The organism is Modestobacter sp. VKM Ac-2977, assembly GCF_026968045.1.
Classification (GTDB): domain Bacteria; phylum Actinomycetota; class Actinomycetes; order Mycobacteriales; family Geodermatophilaceae; genus Modestobacter.
Genome location: NZ_JAPVBQ010000003.1, coordinates 302958 through 327443, shown reverse-complemented (window position 1 = coordinate 327443; position 24486 = coordinate 302958). Strand labels below are relative to the sequence as shown.

18 protein-coding genes are annotated in these 24486 nt (G+C 73.1%); 3 read left to right on the top strand and 15 right to left on the bottom strand.

All coding sequences use genetic code 11. From position 1 onward, the window contains the following. Positions 1–67: 67 nt before the first annotated feature. Positions 68–4951, bottom strand: coding sequence for an NAD-glutamate dehydrogenase (locus O2V63_RS14320; RefSeq protein WP_269168232.1), 4884 nt, complete (start codon positions 4949–4951; stop codon positions 68–70). A 146-nt stretch (positions 4952–5097) separates the two neighbouring features. Next, positions 5098–5487 (bottom strand): phage holin family protein, encoded by a 390-nt coding sequence (locus O2V63_RS14315; RefSeq protein ID WP_269164200.1) that lies wholly within the window; start codon positions 5485–5487, stop codon positions 5098–5100. A 254-nt stretch (positions 5488–5741) separates the two neighbouring features. Here O2V63_RS14315 and O2V63_RS14310 point away from each other — a divergent pair, with 254 nt between their 5' ends. From O2V63_RS14310 to O2V63_RS14300, 3 genes are all read left to right on the top strand, one after another. Next, positions 5742–6476, top strand: coding sequence for a TVP38/TMEM64 family protein (locus tag O2V63_RS14310; RefSeq protein ID WP_269168231.1), 735 nt, complete (start codon positions 5742–5744; stop codon positions 6474–6476). Between the two features lie 204 nt (positions 6477–6680). Further along, positions 6681–7871, top strand: coding sequence for an ATP-binding protein (locus O2V63_RS14305; RefSeq protein ID WP_269168230.1), 1191 nt, complete (start codon positions 6681–6683; stop codon positions 7869–7871). Between the two features lie 64 nt (positions 7872–7935). Beyond that, a complete protein-coding gene (locus O2V63_RS14300) occupies positions 7936–8871 on the top strand; it encodes an alpha/beta fold hydrolase (protein ID WP_269168229.1) in 936 nt (311 codons plus the stop codon). Positions 8872–8962: 91 nt separating this feature from the next. Here O2V63_RS14300 and O2V63_RS14295 read toward each other — a convergent pair whose 3' ends face one another. The 13 genes from O2V63_RS14295 to O2V63_RS14235 all read right to left on the bottom strand — a co-directional run bounded on the left by O2V63_RS14295 (position 8963) and on the right by O2V63_RS14235 (position 24372). Further along, on the bottom strand, positions 8963–9448 hold the full coding sequence (locus O2V63_RS14295; RefSeq protein WP_269168228.1) for a hypothetical protein: 486 nt from the start codon (positions 9446–9448) through the stop codon (positions 8963–8965). Next, positions 9445–9807 carry a response regulator gene (locus O2V63_RS14290; protein WP_269164195.1) on the bottom strand — a complete coding sequence of 121 codons (363 nt, stop codon included), beginning with the start codon at positions 9805–9807 and terminating at the stop codon, positions 9445–9447. Before O2V63_RS14290 ends, O2V63_RS14295 begins: the two co-directional genes overlap by 4 nt. Then, positions 9804–10304, bottom strand: coding sequence for a chemotaxis protein CheX (locus tag O2V63_RS14285; RefSeq protein WP_269168227.1), 501 nt, complete (start codon positions 10302–10304; stop codon positions 9804–9806). Before O2V63_RS14285 ends, O2V63_RS14290 begins: the two co-directional genes overlap by 4 nt. Continuing rightward, on the bottom strand, positions 10301–10696 hold the full coding sequence (locus tag O2V63_RS14280; RefSeq protein ID WP_269168226.1) for a response regulator: 396 nt from the start codon (positions 10694–10696) through the stop codon (positions 10301–10303). Before O2V63_RS14280 ends, O2V63_RS14285 begins: the two co-directional genes overlap by 4 nt. Before the next feature lie 2 nt (positions 10697–10698). Beyond that, positions 10699–11523 (bottom strand): CheR family methyltransferase, encoded by an 825-nt coding sequence (locus O2V63_RS14275; RefSeq protein WP_269168225.1) that lies wholly within the window; start codon positions 11521–11523, stop codon positions 10699–10701. After that, a complete protein-coding gene (locus O2V63_RS14270) occupies positions 11520–12659 on the bottom strand; it encodes a protein-glutamate methylesterase/protein-glutamine glutaminase (protein ID WP_269168224.1) in 1140 nt (379 codons plus the stop codon). The genes O2V63_RS14275 and O2V63_RS14270 overlap by 4 nt, the downstream gene beginning before the upstream one ends. A gap of 109 nt (positions 12660–12768) precedes the next feature. Continuing rightward, positions 12769–13680, bottom strand: coding sequence for a hypothetical protein (locus tag O2V63_RS14265; RefSeq protein WP_269168223.1), 912 nt, complete (start codon positions 13678–13680; stop codon positions 12769–12771). Between the two features lie 153 nt (positions 13681–13833). Further along, a complete protein-coding gene (locus O2V63_RS14260; RefSeq protein WP_269168222.1) occupies positions 13834–15438 on the bottom strand; it encodes a methyl-accepting chemotaxis protein in 1605 nt (534 codons plus the stop codon). A gap of 311 nt (positions 15439–15749) precedes the next feature. Then, a complete protein-coding gene (locus O2V63_RS14255; RefSeq protein WP_269168221.1) occupies positions 15750–17366 on the bottom strand; it encodes a methyl-accepting chemotaxis protein in 1617 nt (538 codons plus the stop codon). Between the two features lie 380 nt (positions 17367–17746). Beyond that, positions 17747–19342: a methyl-accepting chemotaxis protein gene (locus tag O2V63_RS14250; RefSeq protein ID WP_269168220.1), complete on the bottom strand. Its 1596-nt coding sequence runs from the start codon at positions 19340–19342 to the stop codon at positions 17747–17749. 365 nt (positions 19343–19707) lie between these two features. Further along, positions 19708–21315: a methyl-accepting chemotaxis protein gene (locus tag O2V63_RS14245; RefSeq protein ID WP_269168219.1), complete on the bottom strand. Its 1608-nt coding sequence runs from the start codon at positions 21313–21315 to the stop codon at positions 19708–19710. 113 nt (positions 21316–21428) lie between these two features. Next, on the bottom strand, positions 21429–21881 hold the full coding sequence (locus O2V63_RS14240) for a chemotaxis protein CheW (RefSeq protein ID WP_052090872.1): 453 nt from the start codon (positions 21879–21881) through the stop codon (positions 21429–21431). Position 21882: 1 nt separating this feature from the next. After that, positions 21883–24372: a chemotaxis protein CheA gene (locus O2V63_RS14235; RefSeq protein WP_269168218.1), complete on the bottom strand. Its 2490-nt coding sequence runs from the start codon at positions 24370–24372 to the stop codon at positions 21883–21885. Positions 24373–24486 lie beyond the last annotated feature (114 nt).

Here is a 24486-nt window from a genome sequence, read left to right as displayed (position 1 = left end):
GGCCGGTTGTGCCCCACCGATCAGCGCTCCACTCACTCTCCTCGGCGTGTCGCGAGCAGGTGGGGCCTCAGCGGCGGCTGCGCAGCCCCCGCAGCGTGCGGACCGCGACCAGCAGCTCGGCCAGCTCGTGCCGGTCACCGGAGGCCAGGTCGGCCAGCTGCGCCGCGGCCCGCTGCTGGGCGACGTCCCAGTCATCGACCCACCGCTCGACCAGGTCGGCCGCTTCTTCGCGATCGGACCTCCGCAGGCCCAGCACGTCGGCGGTGAGCGTCGCCTGCTCGGTGGCCAGGTCGTCCCGCAGGCTCGCCCGGGCCATCGACGGCCAGCGCCGGTCCCGGGGCAGCTCGATGACCAGCTCCCGCAGCGGCACCAGGGCCAGCCGCTCGGCCAGGCACTGCGACACCTGCGCGGCCAGCGCGATGGGGGCACCGGTGTCCTCGGCCACCACCGCCAGGTCCAGCGCCGTCGGCAGCAGCGGCGCCGCGGCGACCTCGGCGGCCAGCTCCGGTGGGACGCCGGCGGCCCGCAGCTCCGCGGCCCGCTCGGCGTAGGCCTCGGCGTCGGCACCCAGCAGCCAGCCGGGCAGGCCGGCACGGACCTCGGCGACCGGCCCGGCGAACCGCTCGATCACCGGGGCCAGCGTGGCCGCCGGCTCCGCGGTGAGCTCGGGGATCCGCAACAGCCAGCGGGTGGTCCGCTCGGCCAGCCGGGTCCCCTCGGTGCGCAGTCGCACCTGCGTGGCGGCCGGCACCCGGTTGTCCAGGTCCCTGGGGGCGTCCCACAGCCGGTCGACGTCGAAGACCGCCCGGGCGACGGTGTGCGCCCGCACCACTGCGGCGACCGGGGCACCGGTCTCCTCACCCAGCCGGAACAGCCCGGTGACCCCAGCGGTGTTGACCGCCCGGTTGCTCAGCACCGTGGCCACGATCTCCCGCCGGAGCGGGTGGCTGGTCAGCGCGGTCGGGAAGCGGGCACGCAGTGCGGTCGGGAAGTAGTCCTCGAGCAGCTCGGCCAGCGCCGGGTCGTCGGGCAACCCCGAGTCCAGCACCGCGTCGCCGGCCTCGATCTTGGCGTAGGCCAGCAGCGCGGACAGCTCGGGTCCGGTCAGGGCCTGACCGTCGCGGCGGCGCTCGGCCAACGCCCGGTCGTCGGGGAGCGCCTCCACGGCACGGTCGAGCCGGCCGGCCCGCTCCAGGGCCCGCAGGTAGCGCTGGTGGGCGTCGAGCAGCCCTCGCGATGCGGCGCACTCGGTGGCCAGCGTCGCGTTCTGCGCGTAGTTGTCCCCGAGCACGGCCGCGGCCACCTGGTCGGTCATCTCCTCCAGCAGCCGAGCCCGGTCGTCCGGTTCCAGGCGCCCCTCGTCGACCACCCGGTTCAGCGCGATCTTGATGTTGACCTCGTGGTCGGAGGTGTCGACGCCGGCGGAGTTGTCGATCGCGTCGGTGTTCACCCGCCCCCCGGCCAGCGCGTACTCGATCCGCCCCCGCTGGGTCAGGCCCAGGTTGCCGCCCTCGCCGACCACCCGGACCCGCAGCTGGCCGCCGTCGACCCGCACCGCGTCGTTGGCCTTGTCCCCCACGTCCAGCGCGCTCTCCCCGGCGGCCTTCACGTAGGTGCCGATCCCGCCGTTGAACAGCAGGTCGACCGGGGCCAGCAGCACCGCGCGCACCAGCTCGGGCGGGCTCAGGGCCGCCACGTCGTCGGCCAGCCCCAGCGCCGCGCGCATCGGGGCGGACACCGGCACGGACTTCGCCGTCCGCGGCCACACCCCGCCACCGGCGCTGATCAGCGAGCGGTCGTAGTCGGCCCAGGAGGAACGCGGCAGCTCGAACAGCCGCCGGCGCTCGGCGAAGGAGACAGCGGCGTCCGGGGTCGGGTCGACGAAGACGTGCCGGTGGTCGAAGGCGGCCACCAGCCGCAGCTGCTCGGACAGCAGCATGCCGTTGCCGAACACGTCGCCGGACATGTCGCCGACGCCCACGACGGTGACCTCCTGGGCCTGCACGTCGACCCCGAGCTCGCGGAAGTGCCGGGTCACCGACTCCCAGGCGCCGCGGGCGGTGATGCCCATCGCCTTGTGGTCGTAGCCGACCGAGCCGCCGGAGGCGAACGCGTCGCCCAGCCAGAACCCGCGCTCGATCGCCACCGAGTTGGCCAGGTCGGAGAAGGTCGCCGTCCCCTTGTCCGCGGCGACCACCAGGTAGGTGTCGTCGCCGTCGTGCCGGACGACCCGCTCCGGCGGGACCACGGTTCCCTCGACCAGGTTGTCGGTGAGCGCCAGCAGCGCACCGATGAACTGGGTGTAGCGAGCCTTGCCCTCGGCGAGCACCTCGTCGCGGGAGGCGCCCTCGCCCGGTCCCCGCAGCACCACGAAGCCGCCCTTGGCCCCGGTCGGCACGATCACGGTGTTCTTCACCGTCTGCGCCTTGACCAGGCCGAGCACCTCGGTGCGCAGGTCCTCCCGCCGGTCGCTCCAGCGCAGCCCGCCGCGGGCCACCGCACCGAAGCGCAGGTGCACACCGAGCACCTGCGGCGAGCTGACCCACACCTCGCGCGCCGGCCGGGGCTCGGGCAGGTCCGGGACGGCGGAGGGGTCCAGCTTGAGCGCCAGCGGGGCGCCCTCGGTGAAGACGCCGGCCGTGTACGCCGTCGTCCGCAGGGTCGCCCGGACGGCGGCCAGCAGCGAGGACAGGACCCGGTCGGCGTCCAGGGAGGCCACCTCGCCGATCGCCGCGGTCAGCGACTCGACCAGGGCGGTGGTGCGCGCCTCGCGGCCCGCCGACCGGTCGGGGTGGAACCGGGTCTCGAACAGCGCGACCAGCCGGGCCACGATCCCCGGGTGCGCGGCGAGCGTCTCCTGCACGTAGGACTGGCCGAAGGGCAGCCCACCCTGGCGCAGCCACTGCACGTAGGCGCGCAGCACGGCCACCTGCCGCCAGGTCAGCCCGGCCAGCAGCACCAGGGAGTTGAGGGCGTCGTCCTCCGCGCGGCCGGCCCAGACGGCGGTGATCGTGTCGGTGAAGCGCTCGGGCAGCGTGCCGGCGAAGGGCACCTCGACGGTCGGCGACGCCAGGCCGAAGTCGTACACCCAGGCCAGCGGGGCGCCGATCCGGTCGATCTCGTAGGGCCGCTCGTCGAGCACGTCGACGCCCATGTGCTGCAGCACCGGCAGCACGTCGGACAGCAGCAGCCGCTCCCCCACCCGGTACACGGTCAGCCGGCGCTCCCCTTCCGGGCCGGCCGGCGCCCGCAACCGCAGGTCCAGCCCACCGGGGGCCAGCCGGTCCAGCCGCGCGAGGTCCTCCACGGCGACCTGCGCCGGGAACTCCTCCTGGTAGGCCGCGGGGAAGGCGTCCGCGACCCGGGCCAGCAGCCGGGGCGCGTCGCTCCCGTGCCGCGCGGCCAGGGCCTCGGCCAGGTCGTCGGTCCAGCTGCGGGCCGCCGCTGCCAGCGCCGCCTCCAGAGCCGGCACGTCGACGTCGGGCAGCGACGCGCCACCCCGCCGGCTCACCGGCACCCGGACGACGAAGTGCAGGCGGGTGAGCACCGACTCGCTGGACCGGACCGTGAACTCGACGTGGGTGCCGCCCAGGTGTTCCAGCAGGAGGCGCTGCATGGTCAGCCGGACCTGCGTGGTGTACCGGTCGCGCGGCAGGTAGACGAGGGCGGAGAAGAACCGGCCGAACGGGTCGCGGCGCAGGAACAACCGGGTCTGTCGGCGCTCCCGCAGGTGCAGCACGGCCAGCGCCACCGGCAGCAGCTCGTCGACGTCGACCTGCAGCAGCTCGTCGCGCGGATAGGTCTCCAGGACGTCGAGCAGCTGCTTGCCCGAGTGGCTGTCGGCGGGCACCCCTGAGCGCGCCAGCACGGCGTCGGCGGTCCGCCGGACCAGCGGCACGTCCCGGACGCTGCTGGTGTACGCCTCGTTCGGGAACAGGCCCACCAGGAGGTGCTGACGGCCCCGGCTGCCCGGCGAGTCGCTGGGCAGGTCGACGACGACCAGGTCCAGCCAGGCGGGGCGCTGCACGGTGGACCGGGCGTCGCCCTTGGTGATCCGGACCCGGCGGGCGGCCACCGCGCCGGGTGCGGCCAGCGCGGCCGGCGCCACCGAGGTGGCTCGCGCGGGGGAGCTGCGCAGCACGCCGAGCTCGGAGCCGGCGACCACGTCGACCGCCGGCTCGGCGGCGTCCCCGACCAGCTCGACGGTGCGGGCGCCGAGGAAGAGGAAGTTGCCCCGGGTCAGCCAGCGGAGCAGTGCTGCGGCCTCGGCCGGGTCGTCGGCGGGGTGGCCGGCGTCCTCGGGCGCCGGCAGGCGGTCCAGCGCGTCGGCGATCTCCCCGGCCCGCCCGGCCAGGGCGTCGGCGTCGGTGTGCGAGCGGCGGACGTCGTCGAGCACCGCACCGATCCCGGCCAGCAGGTCGGCGGCGGCCTCCTCGTCGACCTGCCCGGAGAGGACGACGGACATCCAGGACTCGGCGATCGCGTCGGCACCGCAGGTGGCGGCGTCGGCGCTGTCGCAGAAGGCGACCAGCGCGCCGTCGGCGTCCCGCCGGACGACCACGACCGGGTGCACGACGTGGTCGGGGGCGATGCCCTGCCGGGTCACCTCGGCGGTCACCGAGTCGACGAGGAACGGCATGTCGTCGACGACGACGCGGAGCACGGCCCGTCCGCCGTCCGTGCGGTGGACGTCGACGACCGGGGTGCCCGGCCGGCGGGAGGCCGCCAGCCGGAGGTGCCCCAGCGCGAGGGCAGCCAGGTCCGCGGGGTCGTGGCCGACCACCTCCGCGGCCGGCTCGCCGGCGTAGAAGCGGTGCAGCAGCACCGGGGTGTCGGCCGACTGGACGCCGGCCGGGAGGGCGCCCTGGTCGGTCAGCAGCCCGCGTGCCGCGGTGGCCGCCCGGTCCAACAGTCGCCGCTTCTCCTCCTGCGCCGCCTCCAGCGAGGCCATGTCGACAGGGCTGTCGACAGGGCTGTCGACGGGCGCGTCACCCGTCCCGCCACCCGGGGGGACCTGGGCGCTGTCGCCCCCCGGACCGGTCGGGATGCGCGTGGACCGTTCGGACTCCGAACCCAGACGAGCCATGCTCACCGACGCTAGTGGCCGCGCACCTTCAACGGCAGCACCAGCTCGGCGATCCAGCTGAAGAGGGCGATGAGGAACCCGCCGAACAAGGCGGCCAGGAAGCCGTCGACGGTGAACCGGTCGGACAGTGCCGCGGTGAGGCCGAGCATCGCCGCGTTGATCACCAGCAGGAACAGGCCCAGGGTGAGGATCACGAACGGCAGCGCCAGCAGCCGGACGATCGGCCCGACGATGGAGTTGACCAGCGCGAACAGCAGCGCGACCCAGAGGTAGGTGCCGGTCTCGCCGAAGAAGCCGGTCGGGTTGCCGATCACCTCGATCCCCTCGACGAGCCGGGTCACGGCGAAGATGATCGCCGCGAGCACGACGACGCGGACGGCGAACTTGCCGATCGTGGCCACGGCGGCACGGTAACGCGCACTGATCACGATGGGCGGGACTCCCATCGTCTAACCGATTCTCGCGTCGTCGCTAGACATCGGCAGACGGCCCGACAGAGCTGCATGTCCCACGATCCGGTGGGGAACCACCGAGTCTGCCGCTCGTTGTCCCGGGCAGTCGGTCCGGTCGCCGCGAGGCGCCCGCCCGGACCGGTCATCGCGCGCCCCGCCGGGAGTCGCCCCCCGGCGGGGCGCTGCGCTGGGAGACTGGGCCGGTGAGCGCGCCGCCGCAGGACCCAGCCGTGGCGCCACTCCCCCGTCGGCCGACCGCCGGACTGCGCCGACTGCCCGCCCGGACGGCGCGTCGCGCCCTGCTGCTGGTCACCCTGGTCGTGGCCGGTGGCGCCATCACGCTCACGGCCGACCTCCCCGACGTCGCCACCCTGCGCGACTGGCTCGCCGACGCCGGCCCCTTCGGCTGGGCGACCCTCGTCGCCGGTCTGGCGGTGGCCACGCTCGCGCCGGTCCCCCGCACCGCGCTCTCCCTGCTCGCCGGCGTCCTCGCCGGGTTCTGGGGCGGCCTCGCCCTGGCGCTGACCAGTGGCGTCCTCGGCGCCGCCGCCGGGTTCCTGCTCGCCCGCCGGCTCGGCCGGGAGGTGGTCACCCGGCTGGCCGGGCCGCGGCTGGCCCGGGCCGACGCGCTGCTGTCCGAGCGCGGGTTCGTCGCCGTGCTGATCGGCCGGCTCACGCCGGTCGTGCCGTTCACCGTGGTCAGCTACGCCGCCGGGCTGTCCGGCATGCGGTGGCGCGACCACCTGGCAGGCACCGCACTGGGCCTGGTGCCGGGCACCGTGCTGCACGTGTCGATCGGGGCGACGGTGGGCGCGGCCGGGCGCGGCGCGGTCCCCCTGCTGGCGAGCCTGGTCCCGCTCACCGTGGCCCTCGTGGCCCTGGGGGTGGCCACCCACCGTCGTCGGCGACCGGCCGGCGCCGGCGGCCCGGAAGCCTGACGAGAAGAGGTCTGTTCGAACACGCGTTCGAACACCGTGGTAGCGTCATCGCCGTCGCCGCGACTCCTCGAGGTCCGTCTGACGCCGTATCGCGCTGTCTAGGATCACTGCTAGAGACGGTCAGACGGAGGTCGAGACGGCGGTCGATGCCGTCGTCTAACGGTCTCTAACCCGACAGCAAGACACCGGCATAGGGTGCTCGACATGGACCCCGTCCGGAACCCGTACGCCCCCGGCGCCGGCCAGCGCCCGCCCGAGCTGGCCGGCCGGGACACCGAGCTGTCGGCCTTCGACGTCGTCCTGGAACGGATCGCGCGCGGGCGGCCGGAGCGTTCCCTGGTGCTCACCGGGCTGCGGGGTGTCGGCAAGACCGTGCTGCTCAACCAGCTGCGCTCCGCGGCGATCACCCGCGGCTGGGGCACCGGGAAGATCGAGGCCCGACCGGACCAGTCGCTGCGCCGGCCGCTGTCGGCCGCGCTGCACATGGCGCTGCGCGAGCTGCGCCACCCCGACCAGGAGTCCACCGACGCCGTCCTGGGCACGCTGAAGGCCTTCGCGCAGCGGCAGGCACCTGCTGATGCGAAGGTGCGCGACCGCTGGCAGCCCGGCATCGACGTGCCGGCCACCACCGGCCGTGCCGACTCCGGCGACATGGAGATCGACCTGGTCGAGCTGCTCAGCGACGTGGCCGGCCTCGCCGCCGACGTGGGCAAGGGCGTGGCGCTGTTCATCGACGAGATGCAGGACGTGCAGACCGACGACGTCTCGGCGATCTGCGCCGCCTGCCACGAGCTCTCCCAGCAGGGCTCGCCGCTGATCGTCGTCGGCGCCGGACTCCCCCACCTGCCCGCCGTCCTGAGCGCCTCGAAGAGCTACTCCGAACGGCTGTTCCGCTACCTGAGGATCGACCGGCTGGACCGGCCCGCCGCCGACCGGGCGCTGCTGGCGCCGGCCGAGCGGGAGGACGTCGAGTTCGACACCGCTGCGCTGGACGCCCTCTACGCCGCCGCCGACGGCTACCCCTACTTCGTGCAGGCCTACGGCAAGGTCACCTGGGACGTCGCCGCCGCCTCGCCGATCACCGCCGACGACGTGGCGATGGCCGCACCGGCCGCCGAGGCCGAGCTCGCGGTGGGCTTCTTCGGCTCCCGCTACGACCGGGCCACCCCCGCCGAGCGGGAGTACATGCACGCGATGGCCGAGCTCGGCGGCCCGACCGGCGCCGCGGTGGGCACCTCCGACGTCGCGGTCACCCTCGGTCGCAAGCCGGCCTCCCTCTCCCCCGCCCGCGACTCACTGATCAAGAAGGGCCTGGTCTACTCCGCCGAGCGCGGCCAGATCGCCTTCACCGTCCCGCACTTCGGCCGCTACCTGCTCCGGCACGCCCCGGAGTAGTCCCGCACGCGATCGAGTCGTGTTCCACGTGCAACCTCGACGCCGGGACGGCAGGGTGGCGCGGGTGAGCACCCCTCCCGACGTCCGCTCCCCCGAGGAGATCACCGTCCCGGTCGAGGGCGGTGAGCTCGCCGCCCTGTACTGGGCGGCCGACGCCCCGGGGGCCCCGCTGGTCGTGCTGGTCCACGGCATCACCGGGAACGCCGCGGTCTGGGGACCGGTTGCGGCGGCCCTGGCCGGCGAGTGCGAGGTGGTCGCCCCCGACCTGCGGGGGCGGGCCGGCAGCGCCGGGCTCCCCGGTCCCTACGGCCTGTCCGTGCACGCCGCGGACCTCGCCGCGCTGCTCGACCGGTTCGGCGCCGACGCCCAGGCCGGGGCCGACGCGACCGTGCTCGTCGGCCACTCGATGGGCGGGTTCGTCGCCGCGCTGGCCACCGCCGGGGTGGCGCGGGACATGGTGCACGGGCTGGTGCTGGTCGACGGCGGCCTGCCCTTCGCCGTCCCGCCGGCCGCGGACACCGACGCGATGCTCGGCGCCTTCCTCGGGCCGACCCTGGACCGGCTGGACCGCACGTTCCCCGACCTCCCCGCCGTCCGGGACTTCTGGTCCGGGCACCCGACGGTGGGCCGGTGGGTCGACGACCCGCCGGTGTCCGCGTTCTTCGTCCGCGACCTCACCGGCACGCCCCCGGAGCTGCGCAGCGCGGTGGTGCACGAGGCGGTCCGGGTCGACGGCGCGGACATGCTCCGCAACCAGGTGGTGCTCGAGGCCACCACCGACCTCCCGGTGCCGGCGACCCTGCTCTGGGCCACCCGCGGCATGCAGGGCGAGGTGCCCGGCCTCTACGACGAGGTGCGGCTGGAGCCGATGCAGCTCGGCGAGGCCGACGTGACCGCCCGCGAGGTGCCCGGCACCGACCACGACTCCCTGCTCTGGACGGCGGAGGGCATCCGGGCGATCACCGACGCGGTGCGCGAGGCGGCCGCCCGCGGTCGCTGACCACGGACGGACGACCAGGGGAGCGGGTCCGGTGCTCGCGCACCGGTCCCGCTCCCCTGGTCGTCCGGGTCCTGCTGGTCGTACGTGGAGCTCAGTGCGCCATCACGATGGACATGTTGCCCGAGCCGTAGCCGGCCACGTCGACCTTGAGGTCGATCCGGTTGAACGCCGCAGCCAGGCCGGCGATGTCCCCCGGGATCGACTCCCCCGGTGCGTGCAGCTTGTAGAGCTTCGAGTGGTTGACGCCCCCGCCGTTGAACAGCGCGGCGGCCACGTTCACCACCTCGTAGACGACCTCCAGGTGCATCTCCGAGAGCTCACCCTCGTCGATGGCGTCCTCGAGCCCGCCCTTGGGGAGCAGGGCCAGCGCCCCGGCCAGCCAGGCGGCGAGGCGGATGTCGACCAGGCAGAGGGCTGTGGTGGCCATCGTCGGGTCGACGTAGACGGCGACGGCCGGCTTGTCGTTGAGCGACACCGGGTCGCCCGGGGCGACGGTGACGTCCTTGCCGAACAGCCCCTCCAGCAGGTCGCGGACGTCCTTGGGGTTGGGCAGGAGCGCCGGTGCGGGGGCGGTCATGCGATCACCCCGTCCAGGGCTTCCTTGAACGTGTCCTCGTTGAACGGCTTGGCGATGAGGAAGAGGGCGCCGGCGTTGGCCGCCTTCTCCCGCATCTCCGGCGAGCCCTCCGAGGTCACGAAGCCGAAGGGCACCTGCGAGCCCGAGGCGCGCAGCGCCTCCAGGCACTCGATGCCGGTCATCTCGGGCATGTTCCAGTCCGAGAGCACCAGGTCGGGCTTCTCCGACCCGACCTTGTCGAACGCGTCGCGTCCGTCGACGGCCTCGACGATGTCGTGGTCGTCGTAGCCCGCCTGCCGGAGGGTGCGGATCACGATCTGCCGCATGACACGGCTGTCGTCGGTCACCAGGATCTTCACTGCGGCACCTCAGTTCCGCTCGGGTGCGGCGCCTCGGTGGCGCCCTGCACGGTGATGGTCAGGCTCTGTCCGCGCCACTGACCGTTGACGCGGCAGACGTCGTCCAGCCGCCCGGTGGTGGGCGCGGAACCGATCTGGGGGAGGCCGAGGCTGGAGGGCCCCGGCAGGACGGACTTGATGTTGCCGCCGAGCACGTTGGCGAGTTCGCCGAGCGCGTCGGCGACGTCCTCGTCGTCCACGACCGTGGGCGGCCGGGTCATCAGGACGCTCTCCGCGAGCGCCTCGGCGGTGGCCGGCGCGCAGGTGAGGACGACGGCGCCGTCCCACGGGCCGCTGATCGTCACCCACGCGCTGACCACCTCGGCCGGCGGTGCGACCGGGACGGGCACGAACGCCTCGCCGTCACCGACCAGCGCCGGCCAGATCTCGTCGGCGATGCTCTGCACCGTCTCCTGGTCCAGCAGCGCGCTGATCGGCTGGGCTTCCTGCAGGGTCACGCGGACACCTCCTCGGGGAGCAGGCCGAGCAGCGCCAGCTTGTCGCGGAGCGCGTCGGCGGTGAACGGCTTGATCAGGTACTCGTGGGCACCGGCGGCCAGCGCCTTGACGATCTGGCCGGTCTCGCTCTCCGTGGTGACCATCATCAGCGTCACCTGGCGGAAGTCGGGGTTGGCGCGGACCGCCATGACGAACTGCAGCCCGTCCATCACCGGCATGTTCCAGTCGATGCAGCACAGGTCGGGGACCCAGCCCTCGGCCTTCCCCTCCTGCAGCGCGTCGAGGGCCTGCTGGCCGTCTCCGGCCTCACGCACCTCGTATCCGAAGTCCTTGAGGATGCTGCCGACGATGCGCCGCATGGCGCGGGAATCGTCGATCACCAGAGCTCGCACGGTCAGGCTCCCTTTCGCGGGCGGTAGGCGGAGCCGCGGCCGAGGACGACCCGCTCCCAGTTCTCGTCGACCCCGAGCGTGGTCTCCGCAGCACCGAGGAACAGCCACCCGTCGGGGCGCATGAGCTGGCGGACTCGGGTGAGGATCGCCTGCTTGGTGGGCAGGTCGAAGTAGATGAGGACGTTGCGCAGGTAGACCACGTCGAAGGGGCCCATCCGGGGCAGCGGCGCGGCCAGGTTGCACTCGGTCGCGGTGATCATCCGGCGCAGCGCCGGGGCGATCTCCCACTCGTTCCCGCTGCGGGTGAAGTGCCGCACCAGCATGGTGGCGGGCAACCCCCGGTTGACCTCCAGCTGGCTGAACCGGCCGGCGCGGGTGCGCTCCACCATCTTCTGGGACAGGTCGGTCGCGGTGATCGACACCCGGGTGGTGGCGTTGGGCATCGCGTCGGACAGCAGCATGGCGATCGTGTACGCCTCCTGCCCGCTGGAGCAGGCCGCCGACCAGATCTGCAGCCGCTCGTCGGGCCGGCGGGCGGCCAGCAGCTGCGGCAGCACCGTGCTGGTCAGCGCGGTGAACGGGTCGCCGTCGCGGAACCAGGACGTCTCGTTCGTGGTGAGCGCCTCGACGATCCGCCGGGTGGTCGCCGGGTCCGGCCGGCTGCGCACGGACTCGACGAGCTCGCTGACCCCGGACAGGCCGCGCTGCTGGGCCATCGGCAGCAGCCGGGCCTCGACCAGGTACTCCTTGCCGGGCTGCAGGACGATCGCGCTCTCGCGGTGCACCAGCTGGCGCACCCAGTCGAAGCTGGTGGCGGTGAGGGTCATCGCCGGCCTCCCATCGGGGCAGCGGCCCGGGCAGCGGCGAAGCTGGCGGCCGGGCGTGGGGTCGGGAGCAGTCGGACGATCGCCTCGGCGATCCGGCCCAGCGGGAGCACCTCGTCGGCGAAGCCGGCCTGGGTGACCGCACCGGGCATGCCCCAGACCACGGAGGTGGCCTGGTCCTGGGCGACGACGGTGCCGCCGGCGTCCCGGATCTGCCCGGCGCCGATGCGCCCGTCGGAGCCCATGCCGGTCAGCACGACGCCGAGCACGGCGCCGTCGAAGGCGGCCACGGCCGAGCGGAAGAGGACGTCGACGGCGGGCCGGCAGAAGTTCTCCGGCGGCGCCTGGTTCAGCGCCGTCCGCTTGTTGGCACCGCTGGTTCCCACGGTCAGGTGGAAGTCACCGGGGGCGATGTGCACGGTGCCGGGCACCAGCGGGGTGCCGTCGGTGGCCTCGACCACGGTGAGCGGGCAGAGCCGGTCGAGCCGCTGGGCGAACTGCCGGGTGAAGACGGGGGGCATGTGCTGCACCAGCAGCACCGGCACCGGCAGCGAGGCCGGCAGCAGCGGCAGCACCTTGGTGAGCGCCTCGGGGCCACCGGTGGAGGAGCCGATCACGAGCACGGCCGGCTCCTTGGGGGCGCGGGTGCGCGCCACCGGCGGGCGGACGGCGACCGGCGCGGCGACCGGGGCGGCCGCGGGGCCACTGCTCTGCGGCCGGCCGGTGAGGGCCTTGATCTTCGGGATGAGCTGCTGCCGGACGCTCTCCATCGACTGCGCGACGCTGCCGACGTTGGCCGGCTTGGTCACGTACTCGTTGGCGCCGGCGGACAGCGCGTCCAGGGTCGCGGAGGCACCGCGCTCGGTCAGCGTGCTGAACATGATGATCGGCACCCGGCTGTACGTCTGACCGCCCGCACGACTGCGGATGGCGCGCACCGCCTCGATGCCGTTCATCTCCGGCATCTCGATGTCCATCGTGACCAGGTCGGGCTTGAGCTGCTCGAGCTTGGCCACGGCCAGCCGACCGTTCGGCGCGGTGCCGACGACGGTGATCATCGGGTCCTCGGACAGCACGTCCGTCACGATCTTGCGGACGACGACGGAGTCGTCGACGACCATCACCCTGATCTGTTCCACGCGTTCCCCCGCAGCCGATGTGCCGGCCGGTGGGCCGCTCTAGAGCTGTATCGGCATCGGGGGCCGGGCCTTGAGCGGATTCAGGCGTGTACTACGGATCCATCCGGATTCACCCCGCGAGGGGGAGGGACCGCCCGGTCACCGTGGTCCACGGGCCACCCAACACGGCGAGGGACTCCTCGTCCAGCAGGTCGGCCATGGCCAGGCCCTGCACGCAGCCGGCCAGCGCGTTCCAGACGCCCTCGGCGCCGTCCCGCGGGGAGAAGCCGGCCTCGGCGAAGACCCCGACGGTCATCAGCTGGACAGCGGCGAGGGTGCGGGTGCGGCCGGAGACGTGCGCGGCCCACGCGGCACCGTGCATCGCCGCGGCCCAGGGACGACGCTGCGCGCGCCCGGCGTCGACGGCCAGCCGCCACTGCCGGCGGCCGGCCTCGTCCAGTCCGCGCAGCTCCGCGAAGAACGCCGCGACACCGGGGGCAGCCGGGCCCAGGTCGGGCCGCGGGCCCGGCTCCCAGGCGGTAGCGGTGGCGAACGGGCCGGTCAGCTCCTGCCGCGTGGGGGCGTCGAGTGCGTCCGAGGCCCACCAACCGGTGGCGGCGTCGGCCAGCACGTCGGCGGCCTGGGCCGCCACGGCCGGGTCGAGGTCGGCCACGACGGGGTGCTCCGGGCCGAGGACGTCGTCGCGCACCAGCCGCTCCAGGGCCGGGGTGTTGCCGATCGTGCCCCGCTCGAGCAGGGCGACCAGGCGGGCGGACCGGTCGTCGCCACCACCCGGGTCGGTCAGGTCGCGCAGCTGGGGGACGCCACCGGCAGCGAGTTCATGGGCCCGGCGGGCGCGGACGGCGAGGGCCGCGCGCTCGCCGTCGGGGCGGCCGGCGGCGGGGTGCGCCGCGGCGATCCGGTGCAAGGTGGCGGCGTCGGCACCGATGCCGGTCACCAGGACGTCGGCGACCTGGCCACCGGCGGGCAGTCGGACGAGGTCGAAGCCGAGCGTCGCAGCGCTGACCAGGGAGTAGGGCACGTCGCCTCCAAGGAAGTGGTCAGGCCATCGTGCTGGGGGCCCGGGCAGCAACGCCATGCGGAGGTCACCCGCTCGCGGGACGGCGAGCGGGTGACCTCCGCGCGTTGCAGCCGGACGGTCAGTGCCCCGTCACTGATTGTTCAAACTGTTCGCTCAGTAGGTGAAGCGGGCCACGCTCCCCCGCAGGTCACTGGCCATCCGGGACAGCTCGTCCACGGCCTGCCGGGTCTGGCCGAGGGCCTGGGTGGTGGAGCTGGCCGCCGCCGAGACACCGGTGATGTTCGTGGCGATCTCCGTCGACCCGCCGGCCGCTTCCTGCACCGACCGCGACATCTCGTTCGTCGTCGCCGTCTGCTCCTCCACCGCAGAGGCGATGGTCAGCTGGAAGTCGTTGATCGACCCGATCACCGCGCTGATCCCACCGATGGCCTCGATCGCCTTGCCGGTGTCGCCCTGGATCGCCTCGACCCGCCGCGCGATGTCCTCCGTCGCCCGAGCCGTCTCCTGCGCCAGCTCCTTCACCTCGTTCGCCACCACCGCGAACCCCTTGCCCGCCTCACCAGCCCGCGCCGCCTCGATCGTGGCGTTCAGCGCCAGCAGGTTCGTCTGCTCCGCGATCGAGGTGATCGCCTTCACCACCGCCCCGATCTCCTTGGAGGAGATCCCCAGCTGCGTGATCGTCGCCGTCGTCGCCTCGGCCTCACCCACCGCCGACGCGGCCACCCGCGCGGCCTCGTTCGCGTTCTGGCTGATCTCCCGGATCGAGGCCCCCATCTCCTCGGCACCAGCGGCCACCGTCGCCACGTTCCGCGACACCTCCTCGGCCGCAGCCGAGACCACGCCCGACTGCGCCGACGTCTCCTCCGCCGACGACGAGATCTGCGCCGACGACGCGCTCAGCTCCTCCGACGACGCCGCCACCGCATCAGCCGACGCGACCACCGAGGCCATCACCGACCGCAGCTGGGTCATCGCGCCGTCCAGCGCCACCGCCGTCCGGCCCACCTCGTCCCGGGACGCCACGTCGGCCGTGCGGGTCAGGTCGCCGGCAGCGAGCCCCTCGGCGGCGTGCTGCACCCGGCGCAGCCCGGCGGTGATCCGGCGGGCGACCAGCACCCCGATCGCCAGCGCCACGGCGGCTCCGACGACGATCACGCCGACCAGCACCCAGCGGGTCTCCTGGTAGGACGTCCGCGCGTCGGCCGCGCTGGCCGCTGCGTTGTCCTGGCGCAACGTCGCGAGCTCGTCCAGGTCGGCCAGGATCGACTCGGCGATCGGGTCGGCCTGGGCGGACCGGGCCGCCGACCACGCCGCCAGGTCACCAGCGTCGGCCAGGTCGTCCAGGGCGGGCATCACGGCCTTGAACTCGTTCACCTCGGCCAGGGCGTGGTCGATCAGGTCCCGGCTCCGGGAGGTCGGGTTGGTCGCCAGGTAGTGCGACGCCGCGCGCGCCAGGCCCTGGTACGCGGCCTGCCGGTCGCCCATGTAGCTCTGCTTCTCCAGGGGGTCGGTCGCCACCGCGTAGTCCACCGCCGACAGCCGCAGTGCGTAGAGCTCACCTCGTACGGCCTCGACGTCGACGGTGCCGACCAGCTCGTCCTGGTACATGGCCTCGGTGGTGTCGGCCGACTCCCCCAGGCTGCGCAGCCCGACCAGCCCCACCCCGACGGCCACGAGCACTGCCAGGCCCACGGTGGCGACGATCTTGGCCAGGATCCCCTGCAGCCGGAACCGGGCGAGGACGGATGGTGCGCTCACGAAGGGGCCTCCTGGGCTCGATCTGGTCCGACCGGTCCGTCGGTCGGGGGTGTGACGGCCGGTCACGCGTGGGAGCCGTGGGGCGCGTGTGACTCGGTTTCGTCCCGCAGATCGTCGGGCAGCGGGCCGGCGTGACCGGCCGTCTGCAGCGCGTGTCGCGCCGTCGACCAGCAGAAAGACCGACGACCACCGCCAGGGGACGACGAGTCGACACCCGCTGCTGATGACCGGGCCGGGACGCAGCAGGGCCGCACGGACGCGGTGTCCGTGCGGCCCTGCTGTGCGGTGGCGCCCCTCCCCGGGGGCCTGCCTCAGTAGGTGAAGCGGGCCACGCTCCCCCGCATGTCACTGGCCATCCGGGACAGCTCGTCGACGGCCTGCCGGGTCTGCGACAGCGCCTCGGTGGTCGAGTCGGCGGCGGTCGAGACGCCGGTGATGTTGTTGGCGATCTCCGTGGAGCCGCTGGCCGCCTCCTGCACCGACCGCGACATCTCGTTCGTCGTGGCCGTCTGCTCCTCCACCGCACTGGCGATGGTCAGCTGGAAGTCGTTGATCGACCCGATGATCTCCGAGATCCGCCCGATCGCCGACACCGCACCGGAGGTGTCACCCTGGATCGCCTCCACCCGCCGCGCGATGTCCTCCGTCGCCCGCGCCGTCTCCTGCGCCAGCTCCTTCACCTCGTTGGCCACCACCGCGAAGCCCTTGCCCGCCTCACCGGCCCGGGCGGCCTCGATCGTGGCGTTGAGCGCCAGCAGGTTCGTCTGCTCCGCGATCGAGGTGATCGCCTTCACCACCGCACCGATCTCCTTGGAGGAGGTGCCCAGCTTGGTGATCGTCACCGTCGTCGCCTCCGCCTCCGCCACCGCCTGCGCCGCCACCCGCGCCGCCTCGTTCGCGTTCTGCGAGATCTCCCGGATCGACGCGCCCATCTCCTCCGCACCCGCCGCCACCGTGGCCACGTTCCGGCTGACCTCGTCCGCGGCGGCCGAGACGACCCCGGACTGCGCTGCGGTCTCCTCCGCCGAGGACGAGATCTGCGCCGAGGACGCCGACAGCTCCTCCGAGGACGCTGCCACCGCGTCGGCGTTGGCCACGACCGCCGCCATCACCCCGCGCAGCTCGCTCACGGCCGCGTCCAGCGAGGCCCCCATCTGGCCGAGCTCGTCCTGCGTCGTCAAGCCACTCGTGACGGTCAGGTCACCACCGGCCAGCGCCTCGGTGACCAGCTGGACCCTGCGGGTGGCCCGGGCGATCCCGACCGCCACGAACAACCCCACCGCCAGCGCGACCAGCACTGCGACCGCCAGGATGACCATCGACGTCGTCGCCTGGGAGCTGGCGGAGGCGCTGATCTCCTCGAACCGCTCCGCGGCGGCCGCGTCCTCCCGTTCCCGGAGGTCACGGATGTCCTCGGTCATCGCCTCGACCAGCGGCCTACCGCCCGTGTCGTTCGCGACGATCCACCCCTGGACGTCCCCGGTCAGGGCCAGCGGCGCCAGCACGGTCTTCTGGAAGGTGACGTACTCGTCCACGGTCGCGACCAGGTGGTCGTAGGCCTTCGCTCGCCCCTCCCCCAGCCCGCCGGCGGCGTACGCCTCGGCGAACGAGTCGAACTCCGCGAGCAAGGGGTCCAGCTGGTCCAGGTTGACCTGGGCGTCCGCGGGGTCCGTGGAGAGGATCGCGTCCCGAGCGAGCACCCGCATGTCGCTGATCCTGCGGTTCATGTCCCCCGCGGCCGCGATGCTCTTCAGGTTGTTCTCGTAGAGCACCTCGGCCCTCGAGGTGGCCTCGGACATGGACTGCATGCCGAGGACCCCGATCGCGCCTGCGGCGACCACGGGAACGGCCACGGCCGTGAGGATCTTGGTCTTCACTCCTCGGTCGCCCCACCACGAGGTGGTACGGGCCAGCTGGCTGACGGACATGTTCTTCTCCTGGGTTCGTTCACTGTGCGGGGGAGGGGGGCGACCTGGCCGTTCGCTCCATCGATCGCATTCGTCTGCGCGCGGTGGATGAGGACCATCGTGATCGATCCGGTAATGCGAAGTGCCGTTTTTTTGGCGTGTCGCATGGCGTGCGCAACAAAGTGCACCAACCGATCATCGGTGCGCCTTTGTCGACATGCCCGGATGAGCTGGACGGCGAGAAGAAAGCGCCGCTCGGGCCGCCAGGAAGCGCGCTCACGGATGATCGGGGTGTTCGTGTCGACATCCTGGAATGGTCGTCGCGGGTCCTCGCGACGCACCGACGACGACGGCCGGCACCTCTCGATACGGGAGAGGTGCCGGCCGTCGTGACCGAGCGGTCAGTAGGTGAATCGGGCCACGCTGCCCCGCAGGTCGCTGGCCATCCGGGACAGCTCGTCCACCGCCTGCCGCGTCTGCCCCAGCGCCTGAGTGGTCGAGGTGGCCGCCGCCGAGACACCGGTGATGTTCGTGGCGATCTCCGTCGACCCGCCGGCGGCTTCCTGCACCGACCGGGACATCTCGTTGGTGGTGGCCGTCTGCTCCTCCACCGCGGAGGCGATGGTCAGCTGGAAGTCGTTGATCGACCCGATGATCTCGCTGATCCGCCCGATCGCCGACACCGCACCCGTCGTGTCGCCCTGGATCGCCTCCACGCGCCGCGCGATGTCCTCCGTCGCCCGCGCCGTCTCCTGCGCCAGCTCCTTCACCTCGTTCGCCACCACCGCGAACCCCTTGCCCGCCTCACCAGCACGCGCCGCCTCGATCGTGGCGTTCAACGCCAGCAGGTTCGTCTGCTCCGCGATCGAGGTGATCGCCTTCACGACCGCGCCGATCTCCTGCGACGACGTGCCGAGCTTGGTGATGGTCTGCGTGGTGGTCTCCGCCTCGCTCACGGCCTGGGCGGCGACCCGGGTGGCCTCGTTCACGCTCTGACTGATCTCCCGGATCGCCGAGCTCATCTCGTCGGCACCCGCCGCCACCGTCGCCACGCTGCGGGACACCTCCTCGGCAGCAGCCGAGACGACCCCGGACTGCGCCGAGGTCTCCTCCGCCGAGGACGAGATCTGCGCCGAGGACGCCGACAGCTCCTCCGAGGCAGCCGCCACCGCATCCGAGGACGCGGCGACCGAGGCGATCACCGCACGCAGGTGCTCCTGCGCGGTGCCCAGCGCGACCGCCATCTGGCCGACCTCGTCCCGGGAGGAGACGGCGGAGTCCACGGTCAGGTCACCGGTCGCCATGGCCTCCAGCGACGCCTGCACCCGCCGCAGCGGCCGGGCCAGCGAACGCTGGGTGAGCAGGCAGATGACCAGGATCGCCACCAGCCCCAGGGCTGCGGCGATCTCACCGGTGCGGGCCCCCTGGGTGATCGCGGCGTCCAGCTCGGCCTGGGCCGTCGCAGACTCCGCCGCGAGCGCGTCCTTGGCCTCGCCGACCGCCCCGTCGGTGAGGTCGTTGGCGACCTGGATCTCCTCGAACCGCGCCCGCATGCCGACCTGGTCGGCCACGGCCGCCTGCACGAACGCCGTGAGCGCCTGCTGGTAGTCGCCGAAGGTCGACTGCACGGCCGCTGCGGCAGCAGCGCTGGCGCCGGTCAGCGGGACGTCCCGGAGCTCGTCCAGCAGCGCGTCCGCCGTTGCCACGTCGTCGGTCACGTCGACCAGCTGGTCGGCGGGGGTGGGGTTCACCAGGGCCTTCAGGCCGTCCACCTTCAGCTCACTGGCCCGGGTGTCCAGCTGCAGCACGAGCTCGGCCGCCTCGTCCAGCTCGGCCAGGTGCGCACTGGCGTCCCGGACGGTGGCGTTCGAGGTCAGCATCGCGGCGACCAGCACACCGAAGGCCAGGACGACGACGCCGATCATGATGCCGAACTTCACGGCGAGCCGGCGGTCGGCGAACCAGCTCAGCGGGCCGGTCGGGGCGGGGGAGTGCATGGCGGGTCTCCTGGTCAGGAACGGCGGTGGAGCGCGGATGAGAACGATTGCACCGGCCCGGCAAGGGTGCGCTGATTTCTCCGGGTCGGCGGTGGACCGCATTCTCGGATCAGCCCGCACGTCGTCGTCCTGGCTTCTCCGGAGGGTGCTGCACGAGCAATGGTGGTGGATCCGGTAATGGTTGGTACCGCTGTGACGCACGTGTCGTTGAACGGCGCCGAGAATGGTCGACGAACGCTCTCGGTCGGCTCTTTGTCGACTCGGGAGTGAGAGGGGGAACAGCACCGCGGCCGCCGCCTCGCCCGGGGAAGGGGGCGAGACAGCGGCCGCGGAAGTCGTGCGGTTCCGGCCTCTCGGGAGAGGCGTCAGTAGGAGAAGCGGGCCACCGTGGTGCGCAGGTCGCTGGCCATCCGGGAGAGCTCGTCCACGGCCTGCCGGGTCTGGCCCAGTGCCTGGGTGGTGGACGACGCTGCCGTGGAGACACCGGTGATGTTCGTGGCGATCTCCGTGGAGCCGCCGGCGGCCTCCTGCACCGACCGGGACATCTCGTTGGTGGTCGCGGTCTGCTCCTCCACCGCGCTGGCGATGGTCAGCTGGAAGTCGTTGATCGAGCCGATGATCTCCGAGATCCGACCGATCGCCGACACCGCACCCGTCGTGTCGCCCTGGATGGCCTCCACCCGCCGCGCGATGTCCTCCGTCGCCCGCGCCGTCTCCTGCGCCAGCTCCTTCACCTCGTTGGCCACCACCGCGAAGCCCTTGCCCGCCTCACCGGCCCGCGCCGCTTCGATCGTGGCGTTGAGCGCCAGCAGGTTCGTCTGCTCCGCGATCGAGGTGATCACCTTGATCACGTTGCCGATCTCCCGCGAGGAGTCACCCAGCTTCATCACCGTCGCGTTCGTCGTCTCCGCCTCGGCCACCGCCTGAGCCGCCACCCGGGCCGCCTCGTTCGCGTTCTGGCTGATCTCCCGGATCGAGGCACCCATCTGCTCGGCACCGGCCGCGACGGTGGCGACGTTGCGGCTGACCTCGTCCGCCGCGGCGGATACGACGCCGGACTGCGCGGAGGTCTCTTCCGCCGAGGCGGAGATCTGCGCCGAGGACGCCGACAGCTCCTCCGAGGCGGCAGCCACTGCGTCGGACGAGGCGACGACGGAGGCCATCACCGAGCGGAGGTTGACCTGCGCGGCGGCGAGCGACTCGGCCATCTGGCCGATCTCGTCCCGGTCGCGCGCCTCGGGCAGCACGGTCAGGTCACCGTCGGCCATCGCCTGCACCGAGCGCTGCACCGAGCCGACCGTGGCGAGGATGCGGCGGACGACCAGGAAGGCCAAGCCGCCGGCGACCAGGATGCCGACCAGCGCCGTCACGAGCAGGTTCGTGATCGCCCGATCCGCGGCGGCGGCGGCTTCGGCGTTGCGGTCGGCGGCCACCTCCGACTGCGCCACGCCCTCGTCCTCCATCGCCTGGGAGAAGTCGATGACGATCTGAGCGGCGGTGTTCTGGTACACCAGGCCGAAGGTCGCCAGGTCACCGGCGTCGGCGGCCGGCACCAGCTGGGTCTCGTTGAGCTGGACGAACTGACCGAAGGACGCCTCGAAGGTGTCGAGAGCTGCCTGGTTCACGGCGTGGGGGGCGTACGCGTCCGAGGCGGCGCGCAGGTCGGCCAGCTTCTCCTGTGCCTGCTGGAGGATCTTCGGGCGGTCCGCGGCGGAGTAGACGGGGTACTGCAGGACGCGGGAGCGGTAGGCCGCCACGGCCCGCTGGATGGCCGCCAGCTCGTTCAGCGGCTTGAGGTTCTCGGTGTAGATCGCCTCCTGACCGTCGCGCATGTCGTTGATCCGGCCGATCGCCAGCGCGTTCGTGCCGAGGACGACGAGGGCGAGCAGGGCGACGACCGCCCCGATCTTGACGCCGATCGGTCGGTCGGCGAACCACCCGAGCCGCCGAGGGGGAAGAGCTGTGGTGCTCATGGACTGTCTCCAGGTAGGGGAGCGGATCGGGGTGGGGATGGCGGTTCAGAGCGATCGGTCCCCGCTGCTCCCCTCGCAGACCTGCGGAGCGGAGGGGAGCAGCGGGGAGGGGATCAGGTGCCGACGGCGCGGTTCACGTCGAGGGCGAGGAGCAGCTGGCCGGAGAGCTTGTAGGCGCCCCGGATCAGCTCGCGGGCCGCACCGTCGAGCGTGTCCGGCGGGGCCTCGAAGTCGCGGACGTCGACGTCCACGACGTCGGCGATGCTGTCGACCAGCAGGCTGACCGCCTCGCCGTGCAGCCGGACGACGATCACGACGGGCTGCTCACCCTCCGGGCGGGCCGGCCGGCCGAGCCGCTCCCGCAGCTCGATCGCGGTGACGACCTGGCCGCGCAGGTTGATCAGGCCGGCGACGGCCGGCGGTGCCAGCGGCACCCGGGTGATGCTCTGGCTGCGCAGCACCTCCTGGACGTGCTCGACCTCGACGCCGTAGAGGTCGCCGTCCAGCCAGAAGGTGGCGAGCTGACTGGTCGCCGGCACGGTCCAGGCTTCGGTCGCGGTGCTCATGTCAGACCTCCATCAGGGGAGCGGTGGACCCGGCGTCGTCGAAGTCGAACGCATCGGGGGAGGGGAAGGCGGCCGGGGCCGTGGTGTAGAACGCCGGGTCGGCGGCGAGGATGGCCGCCCGGACGTCGAGCAGCTCGGTGACGCGGTCGCCGATGACGGCCGAACCGAGCAGGCCGAGGTCGTCGATGTCGCTGTGCACCGAGGCCTCGCCGTCGACGATGTCGAGGATCTCCTCGACCACGATCGCCACGCTCCGCCCGTGGTCGGCGTAGACGATGACCTCCAGCGTCTCCCGCTCGGTGTCGCCGAACGCGCCCAGGTGCCGGTCGAGCCGGACGATCGGCAGGATCGCGCCGCGGTACTGGACCACCTCGCGGGAGCCCACGCGCTCGACGGTCTCGCTGCGCACCTGCTCCAGCCGGGTGACCGTGTCCAGCGGGATGGCGACCCGCCGGCCGCCGCCGATGGCCGCGAGGAGCATCCGCTGCCGCTCCTGGACGGCGACGCTGACGCTGGCGGCCACCCGGGCCTCCTGGCGCTCCGCGGTCTCGGCGCGCAGCGCCCGGCGGGCGAGCGCCTGGACGTCGAGGATGAGCGCGACTGCGCCGTCCCCGAGCACGGTGGCCCCGGAGTACAGCCCGATGGCCTTCATCTGGCCACCGACCGCCTTGACGACGATCTCCTCGGTGTTGATGACCCGGTCGACGACCAGCCCGAAGCGGCGCCCTTCCGAGCGGAGCACCGCGATGACCACGTGGCCGTCGTGCCGGTCGGAGGGCAGGCCCAGGACGTCGGCCAGGTGCACCAGCGGCAGCAGCTCGCCACGGAGCCGGTAGACCGACGCCCCACCGACCTCCTCGACGGCTGCCGCGGCCTTCTCGGCGTCCAGGGCGACGAGCTCCTGCAGGCTGATCTGCGGGATGGCGTAACGGTCGCCGGCGCACTCGATGGTCAGCGCCGGGACGATCGCCAGGGTCAGCGGGATGCGGAGCCGGGTGCAGGTGCCGCGCCCGGGCACCGACTCGACCTCGATGGTGCCGCCGATGGACTCGATGTTGGTCTTGACCACGTCCATCCCGACCCCGCGGCCGGAGACGTTCGTGACCGCAGCGGCGGTGGAGAAGCCGGGCAGGAAGACCAGCTGCAGGATGTCGGCCGGGCTCATCCGGGACAGCGCGTCCGGGGTGAGCAGCCCGCGCTCGACGGCCTTGGCGCCGATCTTGACCGGGTCGATCCCGGCGCCGTCGTCGGCGACCTCGACCACGACCTGGCCGCTCTCGTGCCGGGCCCGCAGGGTCAGGACGCCCTCGGCCGGCTTGCCGGCGGCCGTGCGGGCCGCGACCGGCTCGACGCCGTGGTCGACGGAGTTGCGGACCAGGTGGGTCAGCGGGTCCTTGACCGCCTCGAGCAGGGTCTTGTCCAGCTCGGTCTCCCGGCCCTCCATCTCCAGGCGGACCGACTTGCCGCACTGCAGCCCGAGGTCACGGACGACGCGGGGGAGCTTGCTCCAGATGTGGTCGATCGGCTGCATGCGCGTCTTCATGACGCCCTCCTGCAGCTCACTGGCGATCAGGTTCAGCCGCTGGGAGGCCCGGACCAGGTCCTGGTCGGTCTGCCGGCCGACGTACTGGACGATCTGGTTGCGGGTCAGCACCAGCTCGCCGACGAGCAGCATCAGGGCGTCGAGCAGGTCGACGTCGACCCGGATGGTGCTGTCGGCCACGGCCCGGCGGCCGGGCTGGGCACCGGCGCGCTCCTCACCGGGCTCCGGCGCGAGCTCGGCCGCGGCCGGGGGGAAGGCGGGGGCTTCGGCGGGGGCTTGGGCCACCGGGACCTCCATGGGGACCTCCTTCGGGACGTCGACGGCCGGAGCCGGCGCGGGCGGTGCGACCGGGAGCATCTCGGCGGCCGGCACCGGGGCCGGCTTGGGGACGACCGGCGCGGGGGCCTTGGCGGCGCGCGGGGTCTTCGGTGCGGCCTTCTTGGCCGGCGCCTTCTTGGCCGCCACGCGCTTGGCGGGGGCGGGCTCGGCGGGGGCGGGCTCGGCGGCCGGTGTGGCCTCCGACTCGGGCGCGGCCTGCGGCTCGGGCGCAGCGGCCGCGGGGGTGTCCTCGAGGACGGCGCTGAGCGTGGCGACGGTGTCGGCGACCACGACGGAGCCCTCACCGCCGGAGGCCTCGATGGCGGCGAGCAGGGCGCGGATGGTGTCGACCATCTGCAGCAGTGCGTCGGTGCGCCTGGGGGTCAGCTCCAGGGCGCCGTCCCGCAGCCGGGACAGCAGGTTCTCCCCGACGTGCGCGACCTCCTCCAGCCGGTTGAAGGCCAGGAAGCCGCTGGTGCCCTTGATCGTGTGGATGGTCCGGAAGATGCTCGAGAGCCGGTCCCGTGAACGGGGGTCCTGCTCCAGGGCGACCAGATCCTGGTCCAGCTGGTCGAGGTTCTCGTGGCTCTCCACGAGGAACTCCTCGACGATGTCGTCCAGACCTTCCACGCCTGCCTCTTCCCCTTGGTGCGCCGTGGGGCCTGCCCCACACAGCGATGGCTTCATCGGCGCCCGCCGGACCACCTGAAGGTGAACTCCGGGCGAGCACTCGCCTTTTCTTAA

Coding starts and splice junctions, on each gene's coding strand:
- O2V63_RS14320 (WP_269168232.1), bottom strand. CDS start 4,951: ATGGCCTCGCTGGAGGCGGCGCAGGAGGAGAAGCGGCGACTGTTGGAC.
- O2V63_RS14305 (WP_269168230.1), top strand. CDS start 6,681: ATGGACCCCGTCCGGAACCCGTACGCCCCCGGCGCCGGCCAGCGCCCG.
- O2V63_RS14295 (WP_269168228.1), bottom strand. CDS start 9,448: ATGACCGCCCCCGCACCGGCGCTCCTGCCCAACCCCAAGGACGTCCGC.
- O2V63_RS14275 (WP_269168225.1), bottom strand. CDS start 11,523: ATGACCCTCACCGCCACCAGCTTCGACTGGGTGCGCCAGCTGGTGCAC.
- O2V63_RS14255 (WP_269168221.1), bottom strand. CDS start 17,366: ATGTCCGTCAGCCAGCTGGCCCGTACCACCTCGTGGTGGGGCGACCGA.
- O2V63_RS14250 (WP_269168220.1), bottom strand. CDS start 19,342: ATGCACTCCCCCGCCCCGACCGGCCCGCTGAGCTGGTTCGCCGACCGC.
- O2V63_RS14245 (WP_269168219.1), bottom strand. CDS start 21,315: ATGAGCACCACAGCTCTTCCCCCTCGGCGGCTCGGGTGGTTCGCCGAC.
- O2V63_RS14240 (WP_052090872.1), bottom strand. CDS start 21,881: ATGAGCACCGCGACCGAAGCCTGGACCGTGCCGGCGACCAGTCAGCTC.